Below are 18,207 nucleotides of genomic sequence, written 5' to 3'. Positions count from 1 at the left end.
AATGGTTCACCGGCCTAAGCTTCCGAATCGATGACGACGACAGAAAAAAGTCCGCCTGCTTTCGATTCCGGCGAGACGGCACCGGCACCGGCACCGGCACCGAAACCGACTCGCCGCCGATTGCTGTCTCGCGTCAGCATCCAATCCAAACTGTTGGTGATGTTGTTGGCGACCTCCATCCTGTCGGCCGCCGTCGTCGGATTCATCGGCTACCAATCCGGGCGGGAGTCCCTGCGCAATTCGGTTTTCGACGGGCTCACCGAGATCCGCCAGTCCCAGACCCGCCAGCTGGCCGGCCAGATCTCGGATCTGAAGAATTCCCTGGTCATCTATTCGCGCGGATCCACCGCCACCCAGGCGCTGCAGGCCTTCACCGCGGGATTCGACCAACTCGCCGCAGCGTCGATCGACCCGCAGCAGCAGCAGGCGATCACGGACTACTACGACAACCAGTTCGCCAAGGTCGAGGACAACCAGACCGGTAATGAGGTCGACGTGAGCGCACTGCTGCCGACGTCGAACGCACAGAAGTATCTGCAGGCCAACTACACCACCCCGTTCACCGACTGGGACAAGTCCATCCGGTACGACGACGCCCGCGACGGCAGTGCGTGGTCGGCCGCCAACGCCAGGTACAACGAGTTCTTCCGGGAAATCGTCACGCGCTTCGAATTCGAGGACGCGTTGTTGATCGACCCGCGCGGCAATATCGTCTACAGCGCCTACAAGGGTGTCGACCTCGGCAGCAATGTGCTGACCGGCCCCTACAAGAACGGTAACCTGACCGCCGCCTATACCAAGGCGATGGAATCCAATGCGGTCGACTACGTCGATATCACCGATTTCGGGGACTACGAACCCGCGCCGTCGCCGACGGCGTGGCTGGTTTCCCCGGTCGGCGACGCCGGGCACAGCCTCGGGGTGCTGGCCCTGCAATTCCCCATCTCCAAGATCAACCGGTTGATGACGATGGACAAGCGCTGGGAAGAGTCCGGGATGGGCAAGACCGGCGAGACCTACATCGTGGGTCCGGACGACCTGATGCGGTCGGACTCCCGGCTGTTCCTGGAGGATCCCGAGGCGTTCAAACGCGATGTGATCGACGGCGGCACCCCACCGGATGTGGCCCAGGACTCGATCCGCCAGCACGGCACCACCCTGGTGCAGCCAGTCGGTGGTGAGGCCACCCATCAGGCGTTGCGCGGCGACCGGGGCACCCTGATCACTCGGGATTATCTCGGCCACGAAACCCTGCAGGCCTACGGCCCGGTCGACGTACCCGGTCTGCACTGGGGCGTGATCGCCAAGATCGACACCGCCGAGGCCTTCGCCCCGGTGTCGGCGTTCACCCGAACCCTGGTGCTGTCCACGGCGGCCATCATCTTCGTGGTGTCCATCGCCGCCCTGCTGCTGGCCCGGCTGTTCATCCGGCCGATCAGGCGGTTGGAGGCAGGCGCCCAGCAGATCAGCTCCGGCGACTACGGGGTGACCGTCCCCGTGCAGTCAAAGGACGAATTCGGCGACCTGACAGTGGCTTTCAACGGGATGAGCCGTAACCTGGCGATCAAGGAGGATCTGCTCAACGAGCAGCGCCGGGAGAACGACCGGCTGTTGCTCTCCCTGATGCCGGAGACGGTGGTGGCCCGGTACCGCGACGGTGAGGAGACGATCGCGCAGGACCATCAGGACGTCACGGTGATCTTCGCCGATATCGCAGGCCTGGACGAGTTGTCGGAAAACCTGACCTCCGATGAGGCACTGGCGATCGTCAACCGGCTGGTACGCCAGTTCGACGCCGCCGCCGAGAGCCTCGGGGTGGAACGGATACGAACCCTGCACAACGGCTATCTGGCCAGCTGCGGGCTCAACGTCCCCCGCCTCGACAATGTCCGGCGCACGGTCGATTTCGCGATCGAGATGCAGCGCATCGTCGACCGCTACAACGGCGAGACCGGTAGCACTCTGCAATTGCGGGCCGGTATCGACACCGGAACCGTGACCAGCGGCCTGGTGGGTCGCTCCAGCGTGGCGTACGACATGTGGGGTGCGACAGTCGATCTGGCAAATCAGGTGCAGAGCGGGACGGCACAGCCAGGTGTCTACGTGACCGCACGGGTGCGTGACGCGATGAGCGAGTCGAGCTTGTTCGTGGCCGCCGGTGAGATCGCCACCCCGAGCGGCACCGAGCCGGTGTGGCGACTCACGGAGCGTCGCGCGTGACCAGTCTGCTCGACGCGTCGTGGTTCTTCTGGGCCGTCGGGGTCTCCATCGGCCTGCCGGTGACCCTGGTGATCCTGACCGAACTGCGCAACGCGCTGGCCCGCCGCGGCAGCGCGCTGACCCGCGCGGTGGGTCTGCTGCGGAATCTCATCCTGCCATTGGGCGCGCTGCTGCTGTTGCTCACCAAGGCCAACGAGGTGAACGCCGACGCGACTCCGGTACGCATCATCGCCACGGTGTTCGGCTTCGTCATCCTGATCCTGTTGCTGTCCGGATTCAACGCCACCCTGTTCCAGGGCGCCCCGGAAGGCAGTTGGCGCAAGCGGATTCCGTCGATCTTCCTCGACGTCGCACGTTTCGTGGTGATTGCCGTGGGGCTGGCGATGATTTTCTCCTATGTCTGGGGCGCCAATGTCGGCGGCCTGTTCACGGCTCTGGGCATCACATCGATCGTGCTGGGCCTGGCCTTGCAGAACTCGGTGGGCCAGATCGTGTCCGGCCTGCTGCTGTTGTTCGAGCAGCCCTTCCAGCTCGGCGACTGGCTGGACACCCCGTCGGCTCGTGGCCGGGTCATCGAAGTGAACTGGCGCGCAACGCATATCGATACCGGCAGTGGCATGCAGGTGATGCCCAACTCCATGCTGGCGGCCGCGTCATTCACCAATCAGAGCCGGCCACCAGGCGATCACGCCATCTCGGTGGTGAGCGTGTTCTCGCTCGACGACGCGCCGGACGAGGTGTGCGCCATGCTTATCCGGGTGGCGGCCAACCTCCCCCACCTGCGTCCCGGGGCGTGGCCGAAGGCCGTTGCGATGGGCGGACTGCAGTACAAGACCACCATCCCACTGCGCAGTCCCGCGGATGACGGTGGCGCCAGAGCGACCTTCCTGCGCTGGGTCTGGTACGCCGCGCGTCGTGCGGACCTGCATCTCGACGAAGCCGAGGACGATTTCGCCGCACCGGATCGGATTGCCGACGCCCTCGCGGTCGTGGGCTCCACCCTGCGCCTGCAGGAGGCCGAATTCGGCGAGGTGCTGCCTTACGTGCGGCTGACCCGCTTCGGCGCAGACGAAACCCTGCAAGCCGCGGGCACGGTGCCGTCCCGGATGACCTTCATTGTCAAGGGTCGGGTCCGGCTCACCGCGCTGCGTCCGGATGGTTCCATCGTGACCGTGCGCACCGCCGAAGCCGGTGACTTCCTCGGCCAGACGACCCTGACCCGCGAACCGGTGGCGGCCGGCGCACACGCACTGGACGAGGTCACCGTGCTGCAGATCGACCGTTCCCACGTCGAGGAGCTGGTCGCGCGGAAACCGCTGCTGCTTCAGGAGATCGGCCGTGCCATCGAGGAACGCCGGAGCGCCGTACGCGCGGCCCTGGCCGGCGTCGACTAGTCACACCGAGGTCTCGGCAGCGAGTCTCAATCGTTGCCCAACCGCGATATCGCCGCCCGCCGTGTTACACGTGTGGCATTTGGGGCGCGTGATTCACTACCGACGAAGATAAAAGCAGCGGCAATTGCTTGGATCTCTTATGAAAGGTGGGTTGGTTGCCGTTATGAAGTTCATCAGAAAGATTCGTGGAGAGTGGCTCCGTCGGGTGGCGGTGGTCGCCGCGACCGTCGCAGCACTACCCGGGCTGATCGGCTTCGCGGGGGGTTCGGCGACAGCAGGAGCATTCTCGCGGCCGGGCCTTCCCGTCGAGTACCTCGATGTGCACTCGGCATCGATGGGTCGCGATATCCGTATCCAGTTCCAGGGTGGTGGCCCGCACGCGCTGTACCTGCTCGACGGTCTGCGCGCCCAGGACGACTACAACGGCTGGGACATCAACACCCCGGCATTCGAGTGGTACTACCAGTCCGGTCTGTCCACGGTCATGCCGGTGGGCGGGCAGTCCAGCTTCTACACCGACTGGTACCAGCCGTCCAAGGGCAACGGGCAGAACTACACCTACAAGTGGGAGACGTTCCTGACCCAGGAACTGCCTGCCTACCTGGAGGCCAACAAGGGTGTGTCCCGCACCGGGAACGCCGTGGTCGGTCTGTCGATGGCCGGCAGCGCCGCCCTGACCTACGCGATCTACCACCCGGATCAGTTCATCTACGCCGGCACGCTGTCGGGCTTCCTGAACCCGTCCGAGGGCTGGTGGCCGATGCTGATCGGGCTGGCCATGAACGACGCGGGTGGCTTCAACGCCGAGAGCATGTGGGGCCCGTCGTCGGACCCGGCGTGGCGGCGTAACGACCCGATGGTCAACATCAACCAGCTGGTCGCCAACAACACCCGCATCTGGATCTACTGCGGCACCGGTACCCCGTCGGACCTCGACGCCGGCGCCGACGGTGCGAACCTGATGGCCGCCCAGTTCCTCGAAGGGTTCACGCTGCGCACCAATGTCACCTTCCGCGACCGCTACATCGCGGCCGGCGGTAACAACGGCGTGTTCAACTTCCCGGCCAACGGCACCCACACCTGGGGCTACTGGGGTCAGCAGCTGCAGATGATGAAGCCGGACATCCAGCGCGTGCTCGGAGCGCAAGCCGCCACGTAGCGCGTCAAAACCACAGGGAGCCTGCCGCAACCCCCCGAGCGGCAGGCTCCCTGCTTTTGGTTTGTCAGCGCCGCCCGTGCACCTCTGCGCCGTCCGACCGGTCGCTGCGCTGGACGAACCACCACAGCACGACACCGGCCGCCAGGATGGATCCGGCGATGCCGAGTTCGAGCAGGCCACCGTAACCGGTGATCGAGAACCCGGTCGCGCCGACCACCAGCATCACCGAGAGCAGAATCGCCAGACCGATCGACACCGGCACGAACACCCGGGGCAACCGGATAGGACGCGCGGCGTCGGGCCGGTCCTTGCGCAGCAGCGCGAAGCCGGCCACCGCCAGCACGTGGGCCAGGATGTAGCCCAGGTTGCCGGTGACGATGATGGCCAGCGGCTGCTGAAGAACCACCAGCAGAACGATGTTGAGCACCAGCATGACGTTGAGAGCGCGGACGGGCACACCGCGGCGGTTGAGCTTGCCCATCGAGCGCACGGTGATGCCCTCCTTGCCCATGTTGAACAGGACGCGCGAGGCATCGGCGACCGATGTCAGCATGACCAGCACCAGGGATGCGATGAGGCACAACACCATCACGTCGGCACCGGCGCCGGTCAACTGCGAGAAGCTCGCCACGAAGAAGGTGGACGGGTTCGCCGCGATCGCCTCTTCACCGGCGAATCCGCCGAGGGTCAGCGGAACCAGGAAGAAGACACCGAGACAGAACAGCGCCGACGCGCGGATCGCCCGAGAGGTGTCGCGCACCGGATCGCGATACTCTGAGGCGAAGGTCGCGCAGACCTCGATACCCAGTGTGGTCCAAGCCATCACGTACAGCCAGACGATCGCGGTGTGCAGGCCCGCCAACCCGTGCAGGTTCCACGTCAGGTCCATCGGCGCCCAGTCGGCGTTGAACAACGGAAAGATGATGAACACGGCGAGCGGGATCATCAGGATCGCCGCGGTCACATAGACGAACGCCATGGTGACCCGCACGCCGATGACGTTGATCCCGTACAGCACGAATATGACGATCAGTCCGATCAGGATCGGGAAGCTGAAGTGCAGCGGACCCAGATCGAAGGTCCACTGCTGTTCGGGGAACCATTGGGATTGCACCAGCAGGCCGGTGAACGAACCGTACGTCGCCAGGTTCGAGCCCCACGGCAGCCAGTACCCGACGCCGGCCAGGGGCGCGAACCAGGGCACGCGTTTCTTCCAGGCCTCTGCCGCGTAGCCCGAGATGCCGCCCGAGGCGGCAGGAAACATCGCCGCCAATTCGATGTAGATCCAGTTGACGGCCAGCGAAATCGCCATCGAGATGGCCCACAGCACGGCGGCACCCCAGCCGCCGAGCCCGGCGATCGAGGCGCCCAGGGTGGCGACCAGCGCGGCGGGCATCGTCATCGCCATCGCGAAGCCGTCGAACCAGCGCATCTTGCGCGGTAGCACCTCGTCGACCGAATGTAGTGCTGCCGCTTGCTCATTGGCTGTCATGCGTGTTCCTTCCGGTGCTGATCAAGACGGTCTGAACGAGCTGTGCGCCGCCCGCGGCGCGTGTTTGACCATGATGTGGCGGGCGACGGTGTATTCGGCGACGGCGGCCTGGCTCATGTCCTTGCCGAAACCGCTTGCCTTGACGCCACCGTGCGGCGCCTCGGAGGCGATCGGCAGGTGGTCGTTGACCCATGTCACACCGGCGTCGATCGAATGGGCGGTGCGCAGTGCGCGAGCCACATCCGAGGTCCACACCGAGGACGCCAGGCCGTACCGGCAGTCGTTGGACAGCCGGATCGCTTCTGCCTCATCGCCGAACGGCAACACCACCAGGACCGGCCCGAAGACCTCGTCCTGGACGATCTCGGCGGACTGCTCCGCTCCGGTGATCAGCGTCGGCGGATAATAGGCGCCGGGGCCTTCCGGCAGCACACCTCCGGTACGCACCGTGGCGCCGGCCTCGACGGCACGTTCGACGAAACCGTGAACCCGCGCCCGGTGCTCGACACTGATCAGCGGGCCGATGTCGGTGGACGACTCGTGCGGGTCGCCGACGCGGATGGCAGCGAAAGCCGCGACGAGGCGTTCGACCAGATCGTCGATGATCGACTCATGGGCATACACGCGGGTGGCCGCGGTGCAGTCCTGCCCCGAGTTGTAGGTCGCGCCCATCGCGATACCGTGCGCCGCATCGTCGAGGTGCGCATCCTCGAACACCAGACATGGTGCCTTGCCGCCGAGTTCGAGATGAACCCGGGCGCCGCGGACCGACGCGGTCGACATCACCTGGCGCCCGGCGCGGGTCGACCCGGTGATCGAGACGAGCTGCACGCGCTCGTCGGCGACCAGGGCCGCACCGACGGCCTGATCACCGGTCACCACTTCCAGCACCCCGGGTGGTACACCCGCCTCGATTGCGAGTTCAGCGATGTAGAGCGTGCTCGACGGGGTCGAGGGCGCCGGCTTGATGACGATGGTGTTGCCCGCGGCCAGCGCGGGCCCGATCTTCCACAGCCCCATGATCATCGGGAAGTTCCATGGTGCGATACCGACGACGGGACCCACGGGCCGGCGCACGATCATCGACGTGTAACCCTCGCTGAGCAGGCCGGCACCGGTCTCCTCCAGGGAGCGGCCCGCTCCCGCGAAGAATCGCAGATTGTCGGTGCCGAAAGGCAGCTCACCATCGCGGAAGACCGACTCCGGCTTACCCGTTTCGGCGACCTCCAGTGCGGTGAGTTCGGCGGAGTGGGCGTCGATCAGGTCGGCCCAGCGCAGCAGGACCCGCGCGCGCTCGCCGGCGGTCCGGCGCGCCCAGGCCGGGAAGGCTTCGGCCGCGGCCGTGACGGCGCGTTCGGCGTCCGGGATCGACGCCTCGGAGACGGTCGTGGTCGGCTGCCCCGACGACGGGTCGACCAGGGTACGTTCGCCTCCGGAGCCGGCGACCCGCTCACCCCGATGGAACAGCCCTGCGGTCATGCGCATACTCCTGTCAACTGTTGAAACCGACCCCGAATCGGTCCAGGGTGCGTAAAAGCAGTCCCCTGCGGCCTGTTTCGTCCTCACGGGCCAGGGCTGCACGGGTCATCTGTACCGCGGACCAGCGCAACGGCTCGGGCGGGAAAGGCACCGCGCTGCCGGTGACGGCCCGCAGGCTGGTGCGTTCGGTCTCCCGCCCGGTCAGCAGATCCAGGGCCACCCGCGCGCCGAAGCGCGTCGAGGCCACACCGAGGCCGGTGAATCCGACCGCGTACGCCAGGCGGCCGTTGAAGGCAGTTCCGAAGATCGGCGTGAACCTGCTGGTGGTGTCGATGACCCCGCCCCAGCGGTGGGTGAACACCACGTCCTCCAACTGCGGGAATGTTTCGCGAAAATGCCGTGCCAGCAGAAGGTGTGACCGGTCGCGCTGTTCGAGTTCGGGGGCGACGGCGTTGCCGTAGTGGTATATCGCGTCGTAACCACCCCACACGATCCGGTCGTCACGAGTTCGGCGGAAGTAGTGGAACTGATTGCCTGCGTCGGTGAGTCCCTGGTTCTGCGTCCAGCCGATGGACTCCAGCTGACCGGCGGTCAGCGGCGCCGTCGCCAGCACATAGTCGTAGACCGGGAGGATCCAGGACTTCAGCCGGCGCAGCAACGGCGGGTAGGCATTGGAGGCGAGCACCACGTGGGACGTGTCGACCTCGCCGTGGTTGCTGCGCACGGTCAGGTTGCCACCGGTCCGGGTGATCCCGGTGGCCGGGGACCGCTCGAAGATGACAGCGCCCAAATCCTCTGCAACCCTGCGTAATCCGAGCACCAGCGCCATCGGATCCACCAGTCCGCCGCTGCGGATGCGCAGGCCGCCGCGAAAGGCGTCCGAGTGGATGTCGGCACGCACCTGCGCACGGTCGAGGAATTCGACATCCTCGCCGTGCCGCGTGTAGCTCGACACGGCATGGTGCAGCGCCTGCACTTCGTGTGGCGTTCTGGCCAGCGTCGTCTTGCCCACCAAGCGCAGGTCGGCGTCGATACCCTTGCACTGCAACAGTTTTGCGATTTGCTCGACGTTCTCTCGGCCTTGGCGCTGCAACTCGTCGAGCTCATCGGGCCACATCGCCTCCCCGTGAGCGATGCCGTGCGTGAGCGACGCGGAGACGAAGCCGCCGTTGCGCCCCGATGCCGCCGCGCCCACCCATGCCTGTTCGAGAAGGATCACCCGGCGACCCGGGTCCGCGGAGAGGGCTTCGATCGCCGCCCACAGCCCGGTGTATCCCCCGCCCACGACCACCAGATCGGCGCTGACGCGTCCACGGAGCGGCTGCGTCCGCGGCCCGGTGCGCATGTCGTCCCACCACACCGGCCGTGGTTCGGCGTCCCGCAACTCGTCGGTCGTTCTCAAGCCCTGCTCCGTCGTCAATCGGTCCCGGCCATCGGCGATGCGGCCGACGGCAGCACGATAGTTGCATTGCCGTTCAGAGAATACAAGACCAGAAATAGCATGTCAGACGCATTACAAACGTAAAACCTGAGTTTCTATTCAAGAAAATCCCGCCGGGCGGCAACTTTTCTGGCACCGTGAGTCATGACAGACGAGTGGGAGGGGACCCAGTGGCCGTGAGCCGCACGGAACGACGCGCGAACCTGCTGCACGCCGCCCAGCGGGCGGTGATGAAACACGGGGCGGATGTTCAGCTCAATCAGGTCGCGGCGGAGGCCGGGCTCACCTCGGGCGCCGTCCTCTACCACTTCCCCGACGTGCAGACGCTGCTCGTGGAGGCCAACAGGGCAGGCATGGAACGGTTCTACGACGACCGCCTCCGCCGCATCGAGGGCGTCGCCGAACCCGACCGCCGCCTGGTACTCACCATCGAGTCCGGTCTGCCCGTCGACTCCGACGACCCAGCGGTCAAGCTGCTGTGCGAACTGGGCGGGGCCGCCGGGCGTTACCCCACCTACGCGGTTCTGCTCACCGCACTGTTCGACCGCCAGGTGGCGATGTACCAGGTCATCCTGGAATCCGGTGCCGCACAGGGTGTCTTCACACTCAGCTCACCGTCGCTGACCATCGCCCGCAACATCGTCGCACTCGAAGACGCCTACGGATATCGGATGGTGGCTCGTCATCCGAGCTTGGACGCCGACGCGTCCACCGAACTGATCCTCGATTACGCCCGGGTGTCCACCGGCCATCCCCTACTCCGCTGCCATGACCGCGAAAGGAATCAATGATGTCCCAGGCATTGACCATCATGTTCTGGCCGGAGTCCGCCTACGGACCCACCAATCAATGCATCGGCGTCGCAGCCAAACTCCGCGACCGCGGCCACACCATCGTCTTCGCCGCCGAGTCGTCCTGGGCGGGCAAGATCGCCAAGCACGGATTCATCGAGGAACTGGTGGATCTGGCCGCGCCCGTCGAGGGTGCCGAAGACGGTGACGCCGGCCAGTTCTGGACCGACTTCATCGCCGAGACCGCCCCCGAATTCGCCAAGCCGACCGTGGACCAGCTCGCGACCTTCATCGCTCCCACCTACCAAGCGCTCATCGACGGCGCCAAATACTGCGAACCACGCCTACGCGAGATCATCGACAAACACCGACCCGACGTCATCGTCGAGGACAACGTCGTCCTCTTCCCGGCGCTGACCACCGCGGGTAAGCCGTTCGTCCGGTTCATCTCGTGCAGCCCGCTGGAAGTGCCCGGACCCGATGTCCCGCCGCCCTTTTCGGGACTGCCGAGTGAGGACAGGTCTGACTGGCCGGCCTATCTGGCCGAGTTCGACCGGACCCTGCGTCCGATGTGGGAGGACTTCGACACCTGGGTACGTCAACAGGGCGGTGCGCCACTGCCCGATCTGGAGTTCATGCCGCGCGACAATGCCGCCACCATCTACATCTATCCGGCCGAGGCGGACTACATCGACCGGCGGCCGTTGGACGCGTCGTGGACGCGGGTGGATTCCAGCATCCGGGAGACCGATGAGGACTACGAACTGCCCGCTGCCATGGCCGATCGCCCCGATGACAGCGCCCTGATCTATCTGTCGCTGGGCTCGCTCGGCGCGGCTGACGTGACGCTGATGCAACGGCTGGTCGACATCCTCGGCACCACCCGGCACCGTTTCATCGTCAGCAAAGGTCCGCAGGCGGACCGGATCACGCTGGCCGACAACATGGTCGGAGCACAGATGTTGCCGCAGACCAGGATCATCCCGCTGGTGGACGCCGTGATCTCACACGGCGGCAACAACACCACGACCGAGGCCTTGCATTTCGGGAAGCCGCTGATCGTGCTCCCGCTGTTCTGGGATCAGTACGAGAATGCCCAGCGCATCGACGAATTGAAGCTGGGGGTGCGGTTGGACACCTACCATTTCGCCGACGCCGACCTGACCGGCGCGCTGGACCGCATCCTGGCCGACCAGCAACTGCGCGACCGGGTGGCCGCGATCGGCGCGGCCGTCCGCCAACGTGATGGCCTGAGCGTGGCCGCCGACGTCATCGAACGCACCGGTGTGTCGCATCTTTCCATCGCCGGCTGATTCGTGCAGCCCGAAATCTACCCGGCACCTGTCGATCTCCTTGAGCTCGACACCGGCCAGGCGCTGGCAATCGTCGACCGCGGGGGGTCGTTGTCGGCCGTTCCTGTGACGGCATCGCCCGACGGCTGGCAGCGGGCGACGGCGGGTGACGGCACCGCCGGCGCGCTCATCGGCCTGCTGGCCCGGGTCCCCGGCCGCTCGTCGCACGGCCGGTTCGCCGTCGTGTCGTGGACCGGTCAGAACCTGTCGGACACCGAACGCCCGATCACCGTCGACCAGACCAACGAGTCGGTCATCGTCGGCGAGCAGGCCGTGGTGAAGTGGGCGACCCACCTTCAGGCCGGTCCGCATCCCGCGCCCGGCCGGCTCGTGGCCCTGACCGCCGCCGGTTTCAGCTCCATGCCGACCCCATGGGGGGTGGTCACCTGGACCCCGGACGGCGGTGACGAAACCCTGGTCGCGACGGTGAACGGCTACCTCCCCGGCGCGGTCGACGGCTGGACCTGGGCAAAGGATCTGTTCATCGCCGCGGCCACCGGCGGCGATCTCGGTCCCGTCGCCGAAACCTGCAGCGCCCTGGGTGTCATGGTCGCCGATCTGCATATCGCGTTGTCCGCCAACGTCGCCCCGTCGACACCCGCGGACGCGACACGCTGGCGCGACGGCGCTTTCGACACCCTGGCCCAGGCGCGGCGGTTGGCCGGTCCGGCCAACGCGCAGCTGCTCACCGACCGTGCCGGCGATATCGAGCTCATCCTGGACGGATTGTCGGCCTTGGTGGATGTCCCGGTCCTCGACGCCCATGGCGACCTGCACATCGGCCAGGTACTGCGTACCGGCGACAGGCTGGTCATCACCGACTTCGACGGCAATCCGGTACTCCCGCCGGCCGAACGGGTCCTTCCCGTACCGGCCGCCGTCGACCTCGCCGGCATCCTGCAGTCGCTGGCCCACGTCGCGATCGTCGCCGTCGAACGTTCCGAGCTCGGGCCGGACGCGCTCGCCGAGGTCGAAAGGGTGTCGCGGGCGGCGCTGTACGAGGCGTACGTCCGGACACTGGTGCAACGCGGGCACGCCGGCCTGCACGTCGAGCACGCCCTAGGCGCCCTGCGCCTGCAACAGGTGCTGCGCGAGATCGTCTACGCAGGCCGCCATCTGCCGCGCTGGATGTACGTCCCGGACGCGGCGTTGCCCGCTCTACTCGACGAAATGAGCCGATGAAACCCGACGCATTCGCCACCGATCTCGCCCGCAAGCCGGAGGTGCTGGCCAACCTGGCCGGCGCGCTGGCGCACGGAAACCCCTGGGCGCTGGCGATTCCCGCCGATGTCGAGCGCGTCGTCTTGCTCGGTATGGGCTCGTCGGCGTATGCCGGCGGGGTCGCCGCCGCGCGGCTGCGGGCCCGCGGGATCTGCGCGGTATCCGAGATCGCCTCCTCGCAGCTGTTGCCCCGGTGGGGACCGGGCACCCTGGTGGTGGCCACCTCGGCGACCGGCGGATCGGTCGAGACCCTCGATGCCCTGGAACGTCTCGAGGGTTCGGCACACACCGTCGCGCTGACCAACACACCCGGGTCCGCCATCACCACGCGCTGCAACGATGCCGTCGAGTTGTTGGCCGGGCCCGAAGTCGGCGGCGTGGCCTGCCGCAGCTACCAGCACACCCTGGCGATGTTGATGGCGCTGGAATGTCAGTTGGCGGGCAGTCCCGCCGACGGCCTGATCGCCGCCGTCGAGTCCGCGGCGCGCGCGAGCGACTGGCTGCTGTCCACCGAAAGCAACTGGCTCCCAGAGGTTTCCGAGTTGCTGCTCGGCGAAGCGGAGACGCACCTGGTGGCCCCGGCGCATCGCTTCTCGTCAGCCCAGCAGGGGGCCCTGATGCTGCGGGAAGGACCCCGGCGGTCGGCGATCGGCTGCGAGACCGGTGACTGGAGTCATGTCGACGTGTACCGCACCAAGAACAGCGACCTGCGGATGCTGGTGTTCGCCGGGTCGAGGTGGGAGGCGCAGATGGCCGAATGGACCGGCCCGCGCGGCACCACCGTGGTCGCAGTGGGTGGCGACGTGCCCACCGCCACGACCACGGTGCGCTATCCGGGGGACGATGTCGACGACGTGCGACTGCTGACCGAGACGCTCATTGCGGAACTGATCGCGGCCCGGGATTGGCAGGCGGTCAGCCCTGCACCGTCGGCCGGATCGTGAGTTCGCCGATCTCGACGTCGCGGGGTTGCTCGATGGCAAACGCGATCGCCCGCGCCACCGCCTCCGGTGCGATGGCGATTTCGGCCATCCTGGAACGGGTTTCGGGGTCAGCGTCCGGACCGCCGAGTTCGGTGCGGACGTAACCGGGCGAGATGGCCGTGGTGCGGATGACGCCGTCGGTCGACTCCTGGCGCAGTGCCTCCAGCACGGTCCGTACCGCGTTCTTGGTGGCCGCGTACACCCCCATGTTCGGCACGATCTTCAATCCTGCCGTGGACACCGTCGTCACGAAGTCGCCGTGACCCTGGCGCAGGAACACCGGCATCGCGGCGGCGATCCCGTTGAGCACCCCGCGCAGATTCGCGTCGATCATGTCCGACCAGGCCGGGAGATCACCCTGCGCCAAGGGACCCAGGGTCGCCACGCCCGCGTTGTTCACCAACACATCCAGGCGGGCGAACCGGTCCAGCGCACCCGCCACCAGATGCTCCAGATCGATGGGCCGGGTGACGTCGGTGGGCACCGAGATCACCTGCCCGCCTTCGGCACTGAGCTCCGCCGCGAGCCGGTCCAGGCGATCGGCGCGCCGGGCCCCCAGCACCACCCGGGCGCCGCGGCCGGCCAGCAGCCGCGCCGTCGCCGCACCGATACCGCTGCTGGCGCCGGTGATCGCGACGACCTTGCCCGCCAAGAGATCGGTCACGGGCGCAGCACCAGCTTGCCGCGGGTGTGTCGCTGTTCCAGATCGCGATAGGCCTCCCGCACCTGCGCCAGCGGGTACACCTTCGCAATCGGGACCTCGAGATCCCCGGAAGCCACCAGGCCGGCGAGTTCGGCGACGACGGCCGCCGTGCTCGCTTCCGCGCTGCCCACGCCAAGCACACCGAACTGTTCGATCGCGGCGAAATCGATGACGGTGTCCACCCGTTCGCGAGCGACCCCCAGTTCGTTCACCGCGAGTGCGACGTAACCACCCCCGAAGAAGTCGAGGAACGCGTCGACGCGGCCAGTCTCCGTCGCCGCCCGCAGCCGGTCGGCCAGGCCGTCGCCGTAGTTGACCGGGACCGCCCCATGCGCACGCAGCCAGTCGTCGTTCGACGGTCCGGCGATGCCCAGCACGGCGGCCCCGGTGCGGGTGGCCAACTGCACCGCGATGGATCCGACCCCGCCTGCCGCGCCCGAGATCGCCACGGTGTCCCCCGCCGTGAGGCCAACCGCCCGCACGGCGGCATACGCCGTCGACCCGGCCACATAGAGCGAGCCGGCCACCTCCCAGGGCACATCGGCAGGTTTGACGGTGAGTTGGTCGGCGGGCACGGCCACATGGTCGGCGTGGCTGGAGCGGCTCAGCGAGAAGCCGAGCACCTCGTCGCCGATCGCGAATCCGCTGACACCGGGGCCGACCGCGGCGACGACGCCGGCCAGGTCGCTGCCTTGACCGGTCGGGAACGTCGCCGGCCAGCGGTCGTGCAGGAAGCCCTGCCGGATCATCGCCTCACCCGGGTTGATGCCCGCCGCCTTCACCTCGACGAGCACCTCGCCCCCGGCCGGGACGGGCCGCGGCACCTCCCGCACCTGCAGGACGTCGATATCCCCGTACTGATCGAACTGCACCGCTTTGGTCATGAAGGCTATGACCACGTGCGCGCGCCGGCTATTCCGGAGCCGATTCGCACACAGCAACCTGCCAGGTTCGCGACCTAGCGTCGGCTCGGTGACCGAGCAGCCCGCGCGCCCGTCCATGCGGCCGGTGCTGCGCGGCATGCTGCTCGACATCGGCCCGCCACTGGGCGCCTATTACGGTCTGCGCGCCGCCGGGCTGTCCGAATATATTGCGCTTCTCACCGCGACCGTACTGGCCGGGATCAAGGTGAGCTACGACGCCGTCAAGGCCCGCCGGCTGGACCCGTTCGCCGGCTATCTGATGCTCAACTTCGGCCTGAGCCTGGCCGTCGGGCTGGCCACCTCCGATGCCCGGATGCTGATGGTGGGCGACACACTGGTGGGCGGCATCGGCGCACTGGTCTTCCTGGGCAGCTGCGTCATCGGCAAGCCGCTGACGCAGGTGGTCGCCGAGCGGGTGGCACCCGATGACCCCGAACCGCCCGAGCCGGGCGAGCTCGCTTTCAAGCACCGCGTGCACGTTCTGCTGTCGGCGATATGGGGAGTCGGCCTGCTGGCCGGCATGTTGATCAGCCTGGGGATCATCTTTTCGCTGTCCGTCGACGTCGGCAAGGGTGTGAACACCGTCGTCTCCCTCGCACTGACCGGCCTGCTGATCTTGGTGACGGTCGTGGTGGCCAAGAAGGCGCACTCCCACTGGGAACAAAGGAGCACCGCGCAGAGTTGAGCCCATCAGGTTCAACTTTGGAGGTTTGATGCCTGAAGCCATTTCGACGTCGAGTGCTGTGCCCGTCCTTTTCGTCAGCGAACCGATCGTGTTGCCCGGCATGGTGGTGCCCATCGAACTCGATGACGCCGCCCGTGCCGCGGTGGACGCCGCGCAGGCCAGCGATTCCGGCAAGCTGCTCATCGCACCCCGCCTGGATGACCGCTACCCCACCTACGGGGTGATCGCATCCATCGTGCAGATCGGCCGGGTGCCCGGCGGCGGTGCCGCCGCCGTGGTGCGCGGTGAGCGCCGCGCCCACATCGGTTCCGGTACCACCGGGCCCGGCGCCGCCCTGTGGGTCCTGGTCGACGAAGCGCAGGACGCCGAATCCACCGACGAGACCAAGTCGCTTGCCGCCGAGTACAAGAAGCTGTTGCTGGCGATGCTGCAGCGCCGCGAGGCGTGGCAGATCGTCGACGTGGTCAACAAGATCACCGACCCGTCCCAACTGGCCGACACGGCCGGATACGCCTCGTATCTGACCGACGTGCAGAAGCGGGAGCTGTTGGAGACCGCGGATGTGGCCGCCCGGCTGCGCAGCCTGATCGCCTGGACCGGGGAGCACCTGGCCGAGGTCGAGGTCAACGACAAGATCGCCGAGGACGTCCGTTCCGGTATGGACAAGCAGCAGAAGGAATTCCTGCTGCGCCAGCAACTCGCCGCGATCCGCAAGGAACTCGGCGAGGGTGAACCCGAGGGCTCGGACGATTACCGATCCCGTGTCGAGGCCGCCGACCTTCCCGAGAAGGTTCGCGAAGCGGCGCTGCGCGAGGTCGGAAAACTGGAACGGTCCAGCGATCAGAGCCCCGAGGGCGGCTGGATCCGGACCTGGCTGGACACCGTCCTGGACCTGCCCTGGAATGTCACGACGGAGGATTCGACCGACCTGAAGTCGGCGCGGGAAATCCTGAATGCCGATCACCACGGGCTGGAGGACGTCAAGGACCGCATCGTGGAGTACCTGGCCGTGCGGGCCCGCCGTGCGCAGCGCAACATGTCGGTCGTCGGCGGCCGCGGCTCCGGTGCCGTCATGGTGCTGGCCGGGCCACCCGGTGTCGGTAAGACCTCACTCGGTGAATCGGTGGCACGGGCGTTGGGCCGCAAGTTCGTTCGCGTCGCCCTGGGCGGTGTGCGCGACGAAGCCGAGATCCGCGGGCACCGTCGCACCTACGTCGGTGCGCTGCCCGGCCGCATCGTGCGGGCCATCGGCGAGGCCGGCTCGATGAACCCCGTCGTGCTGCTCGACGAGATCGACAAGGTCGGCTCGGACTACCGCGGCGACCCGTCCTCAGCCCTGCTCGAGGTGCTGGACCCGGCGCAGAACCACACGTTCCGCGACCACTACCTGGAGCTGGACCTGGACCTGTCCGATGTGGTGTTCCTGGCGACGGCCAACGTCATCGAGAACATCCCGTCGGCACTGCTGGACCGCATGGAGCTGATCCAGATCGACGGCTACACCGAGGACGACAAGGTGGCCATCGCGCGGGATTACCTGCTGCCCCGGCAGGCCGAACGGGCCGCGCTGACGTCCGATGAGGTCACCCTCACCGACGCCGCGCTGCGCAAGATCGCGGCGGACTACACCCGCGAGCCGGGTGTGCGGCAGTTCGAGCGACTGCTGGCCAAGGCGTTGCGCAAGGTCACCACCAAGCTGGCGACCGACGGCGGGTCTCTGGTCATCGACGAGCCGGATCTGGTTGGGTACCTGGGCCGTCCGCGGTTCACCCCGGAGTCCGACGAGCGCACCGCGGTGCCCGGCGTGGCGACCGGTCTGGCCGTCACCGGTTTGGGTGGCGATGTGCTCTACATCGAAGCCGGGTCCACCGACGGTGATTCGGGGCTGAAGCTGACCGGCCAACTGGGTGACGTGATGAAGGAGTCCGCGCAGATCGCGCTGTCCTATGTCCGTGCGCACGCCGAGCAGCTGGGCGTCGACCCGAAGGCGCTGGACCGTCAGATCCACGTGCACGTGCCTGCCGGCGCGGTGCCCAAGGATGGTCCGTCCGCCGGTGTCACGATGGTGACCGCACTGGTCTCCATGGCCACCGGACGTCAGGTCCGCGGCGATGTCGGCATGACCGGTGAGGTCACACTCAACGGCCGGGTGCTGCCCATCGGCGGGGTCAAGCAGAAACTGCTGGCCGCGCAACGGGCGGGACTCAAGACGGTGTTCATCCCGCAGCGCAACGAGCCTGACCTCGACGAGGTGCCGGCCGAGGTGCTGGAGGCCCTGGACGTCAGGCCGATGACCGACGTGGCCGAGATCGTGGCCCAGGCCCTGGAGCCGGTGGCAGCGGCTGCCGTCGTCGCTGCCTAGCC

14 protein-coding genes are annotated in these 18,207 nt (G+C 67.3%); 9 read left to right on the top strand and 5 right to left on the bottom strand.

From position 1 onward, the window contains the following. The first annotated feature begins 30 nt into the window (after window positions 1-30). The 3 genes from ACXPWS_RS14355 (at window position 31) to ACXPWS_RS14345 (ending at window position 4,773) form a co-directional block, all read left to right on the top strand. The gene (locus tag ACXPWS_RS14355) at window positions 31-2,220 is read left to right on the top strand and encodes an adenylate/guanylate cyclase domain-containing protein (protein WP_458713057.1); all 2,190 of its coding nucleotides are present in this window, start codon (window positions 31-33) and stop codon (window positions 2,218-2,220) included. Then, window positions 2,217-3,614, top strand: a complete 1,398-nt coding sequence (locus tag ACXPWS_RS14350) for a mechanosensitive ion channel domain-containing protein (RefSeq protein WP_458713056.1) — start codon at window positions 2,217-2,219, stop codon at window positions 3,612-3,614. The genes ACXPWS_RS14355 and ACXPWS_RS14350 overlap by 4 nt, the downstream gene beginning before the upstream one ends. A gap of 163 nt (window positions 3,615-3,777) precedes the next feature. Then, window positions 3,778-4,773, top strand: a complete 996-nt coding sequence (locus ACXPWS_RS14345; protein WP_458713055.1) for an esterase family protein — start codon at window positions 3,778-3,780, stop codon at window positions 4,771-4,773. A gap of 64 nt (window positions 4,774-4,837) precedes the next feature. Here the strand turns inward: ACXPWS_RS14345 and ACXPWS_RS14340 are convergent, their stop codons facing one another. The 3 genes from ACXPWS_RS14340 to ACXPWS_RS14330 are packed head-to-tail and all read right to left on the bottom strand — an operon-like array spanning window position 4,838 to window position 9,146. Further along, a complete protein-coding gene (locus ACXPWS_RS14340; protein ID WP_458713054.1) occupies window positions 4,838-6,265 on the bottom strand; it encodes an APC family permease in 1,428 nt (475 codons plus the stop codon). A gap of 21 nt (window positions 6,266-6,286) precedes the next feature. Continuing rightward, window positions 6,287-7,744: an aminobutyraldehyde dehydrogenase gene (locus ACXPWS_RS14335; protein ID WP_458713053.1), complete on the bottom strand. Its 1,458-nt coding sequence runs from the start codon at window positions 7,742-7,744 to the stop codon at window positions 6,287-6,289. A 13-nt stretch (window positions 7,745-7,757) separates the two neighbouring features. Continuing rightward, entirely contained in the window at window positions 7,758-9,146 is a 1,389-nt protein-coding gene (locus ACXPWS_RS14330; protein ID WP_458713052.1) for an NAD(P)/FAD-dependent oxidoreductase, read from the bottom strand. Window positions 9,147-9,361: 215 nt separating this feature from the next. Between ACXPWS_RS14330 and ACXPWS_RS14325 the strand changes: the two genes are divergently transcribed. Genes ACXPWS_RS14325 through ACXPWS_RS14310 form a run of 4 tightly spaced genes read left to right on the top strand, consistent with a single transcriptional unit; the run spans window position 9,362 to window position 13,493 of the window. After that, window positions 9,362-9,976: a TetR/AcrR family transcriptional regulator gene (locus ACXPWS_RS14325; protein WP_458713051.1), complete on the top strand. Its 615-nt coding sequence runs from the start codon at window positions 9,362-9,364 to the stop codon at window positions 9,974-9,976. Then, a complete protein-coding gene (locus ACXPWS_RS14320) occupies window positions 9,976-11,289 on the top strand; it encodes a glycosyltransferase (RefSeq protein ID WP_458713050.1) in 1,314 nt (437 codons plus the stop codon). Before ACXPWS_RS14325 ends, ACXPWS_RS14320 begins: the two co-directional genes overlap by 1 nt. 3 nt (window positions 11,290-11,292) lie before the next feature. Further along, a complete protein-coding gene (locus ACXPWS_RS14315; protein WP_458713049.1) occupies window positions 11,293-12,510 on the top strand; it encodes a glucosamine kinase in 1,218 nt (405 codons plus the stop codon). Beyond that, on the top strand, window positions 12,507-13,493 hold the full coding sequence (locus tag ACXPWS_RS14310) for an SIS domain-containing protein (protein ID WP_458713048.1): 987 nt from the start codon (window positions 12,507-12,509) through the stop codon (window positions 13,491-13,493). The genes ACXPWS_RS14315 and ACXPWS_RS14310 overlap by 4 nt, the downstream gene beginning before the upstream one ends. Here ACXPWS_RS14310 and ACXPWS_RS14305 read toward each other — a convergent pair. Then, window positions 13,465-14,196 (bottom strand): SDR family oxidoreductase, encoded by a 732-nt coding sequence (locus tag ACXPWS_RS14305; protein ID WP_458713047.1) that lies wholly within the window; start codon window positions 14,194-14,196, stop codon window positions 13,465-13,467. The two genes, ACXPWS_RS14310 and ACXPWS_RS14305, sit on opposite strands and share 29 nt — an antisense overlap. Next, the gene (locus ACXPWS_RS14300; protein ID WP_458713046.1) at window positions 14,193-15,119 is read right to left on the bottom strand and encodes an NADP-dependent oxidoreductase; all 927 of its coding nucleotides are present in this window, start codon (window positions 15,117-15,119) and stop codon (window positions 14,193-14,195) included. Before ACXPWS_RS14300 ends, ACXPWS_RS14305 begins: the two co-directional genes overlap by 4 nt. A gap of 88 nt (window positions 15,120-15,207) precedes the next feature. Between ACXPWS_RS14300 and ACXPWS_RS14295 the strand changes: the two genes are divergently transcribed. Both ACXPWS_RS14295 and lon read left to right on the top strand, forming a co-directional pair. After that, the gene (locus ACXPWS_RS14295; protein ID WP_458713045.1) at window positions 15,208-15,843 is read left to right on the top strand and encodes a VC0807 family protein; all 636 of its coding nucleotides are present in this window, start codon (window positions 15,208-15,210) and stop codon (window positions 15,841-15,843) included. A gap of 28 nt (window positions 15,844-15,871) precedes the next feature. Further along, window positions 15,872-18,205, top strand: coding sequence for an endopeptidase La (lon, locus tag ACXPWS_RS14290; protein WP_458713044.1), 2,334 nt, complete (start codon window positions 15,872-15,874; stop codon window positions 18,203-18,205). The last annotated feature ends 2 nt before the right edge of the window (window positions 18,206-18,207 follow it).

It is taken from the genome of Mycobacterium sp. BMJ-28, from assembly GCF_054404835.1.
This window is presented reverse-complemented; position numbering and strand designations above follow the sequence as displayed.

What these genes read in the sequence shown, in the direction of transcription:
- ACXPWS_RS14355 (WP_458713057.1), top strand. Translation starts at nt 31, where the DNA reads ATGACGACGACAGAAAAAAGTCCGCCTGCTTTCGATTCCGGCGAGACG.
- ACXPWS_RS14345 (WP_458713055.1), top strand. Translation starts at nt 3,778, where the DNA reads ATGAAGTTCATCAGAAAGATTCGTGGAGAGTGGCTCCGTCGGGTGGCG.
- ACXPWS_RS14340 (WP_458713054.1), bottom strand. Translation starts at nt 6,265, where the DNA reads ATGACAGCCAATGAGCAAGCGGCAGCACTACATTCGGTCGACGAGGTG.
- ACXPWS_RS14335 (WP_458713053.1), bottom strand. Translation starts at nt 7,744, where the DNA reads ATGACCGCAGGGCTGTTCCATCGGGGTGAGCGGGTCGCCGGCTCCGGA.
- ACXPWS_RS14320 (WP_458713050.1), top strand. Translation starts at nt 9,976, where the DNA reads ATGTCCCAGGCATTGACCATCATGTTCTGGCCGGAGTCCGCCTACGGA.
- ACXPWS_RS14310 (WP_458713048.1), top strand. Translation starts at nt 12,507, where the DNA reads ATGAAACCCGACGCATTCGCCACCGATCTCGCCCGCAAGCCGGAGGTG.
- ACXPWS_RS14300 (WP_458713046.1), bottom strand. Translation starts at nt 15,119, where the DNA reads ATGACCAAAGCGGTGCAGTTCGATCAGTACGGGGATATCGACGTCCTG.
- lon (WP_458713044.1), top strand. Translation starts at nt 15,872, where the DNA reads ATGCCTGAAGCCATTTCGACGTCGAGTGCTGTGCCCGTCCTTTTCGTC.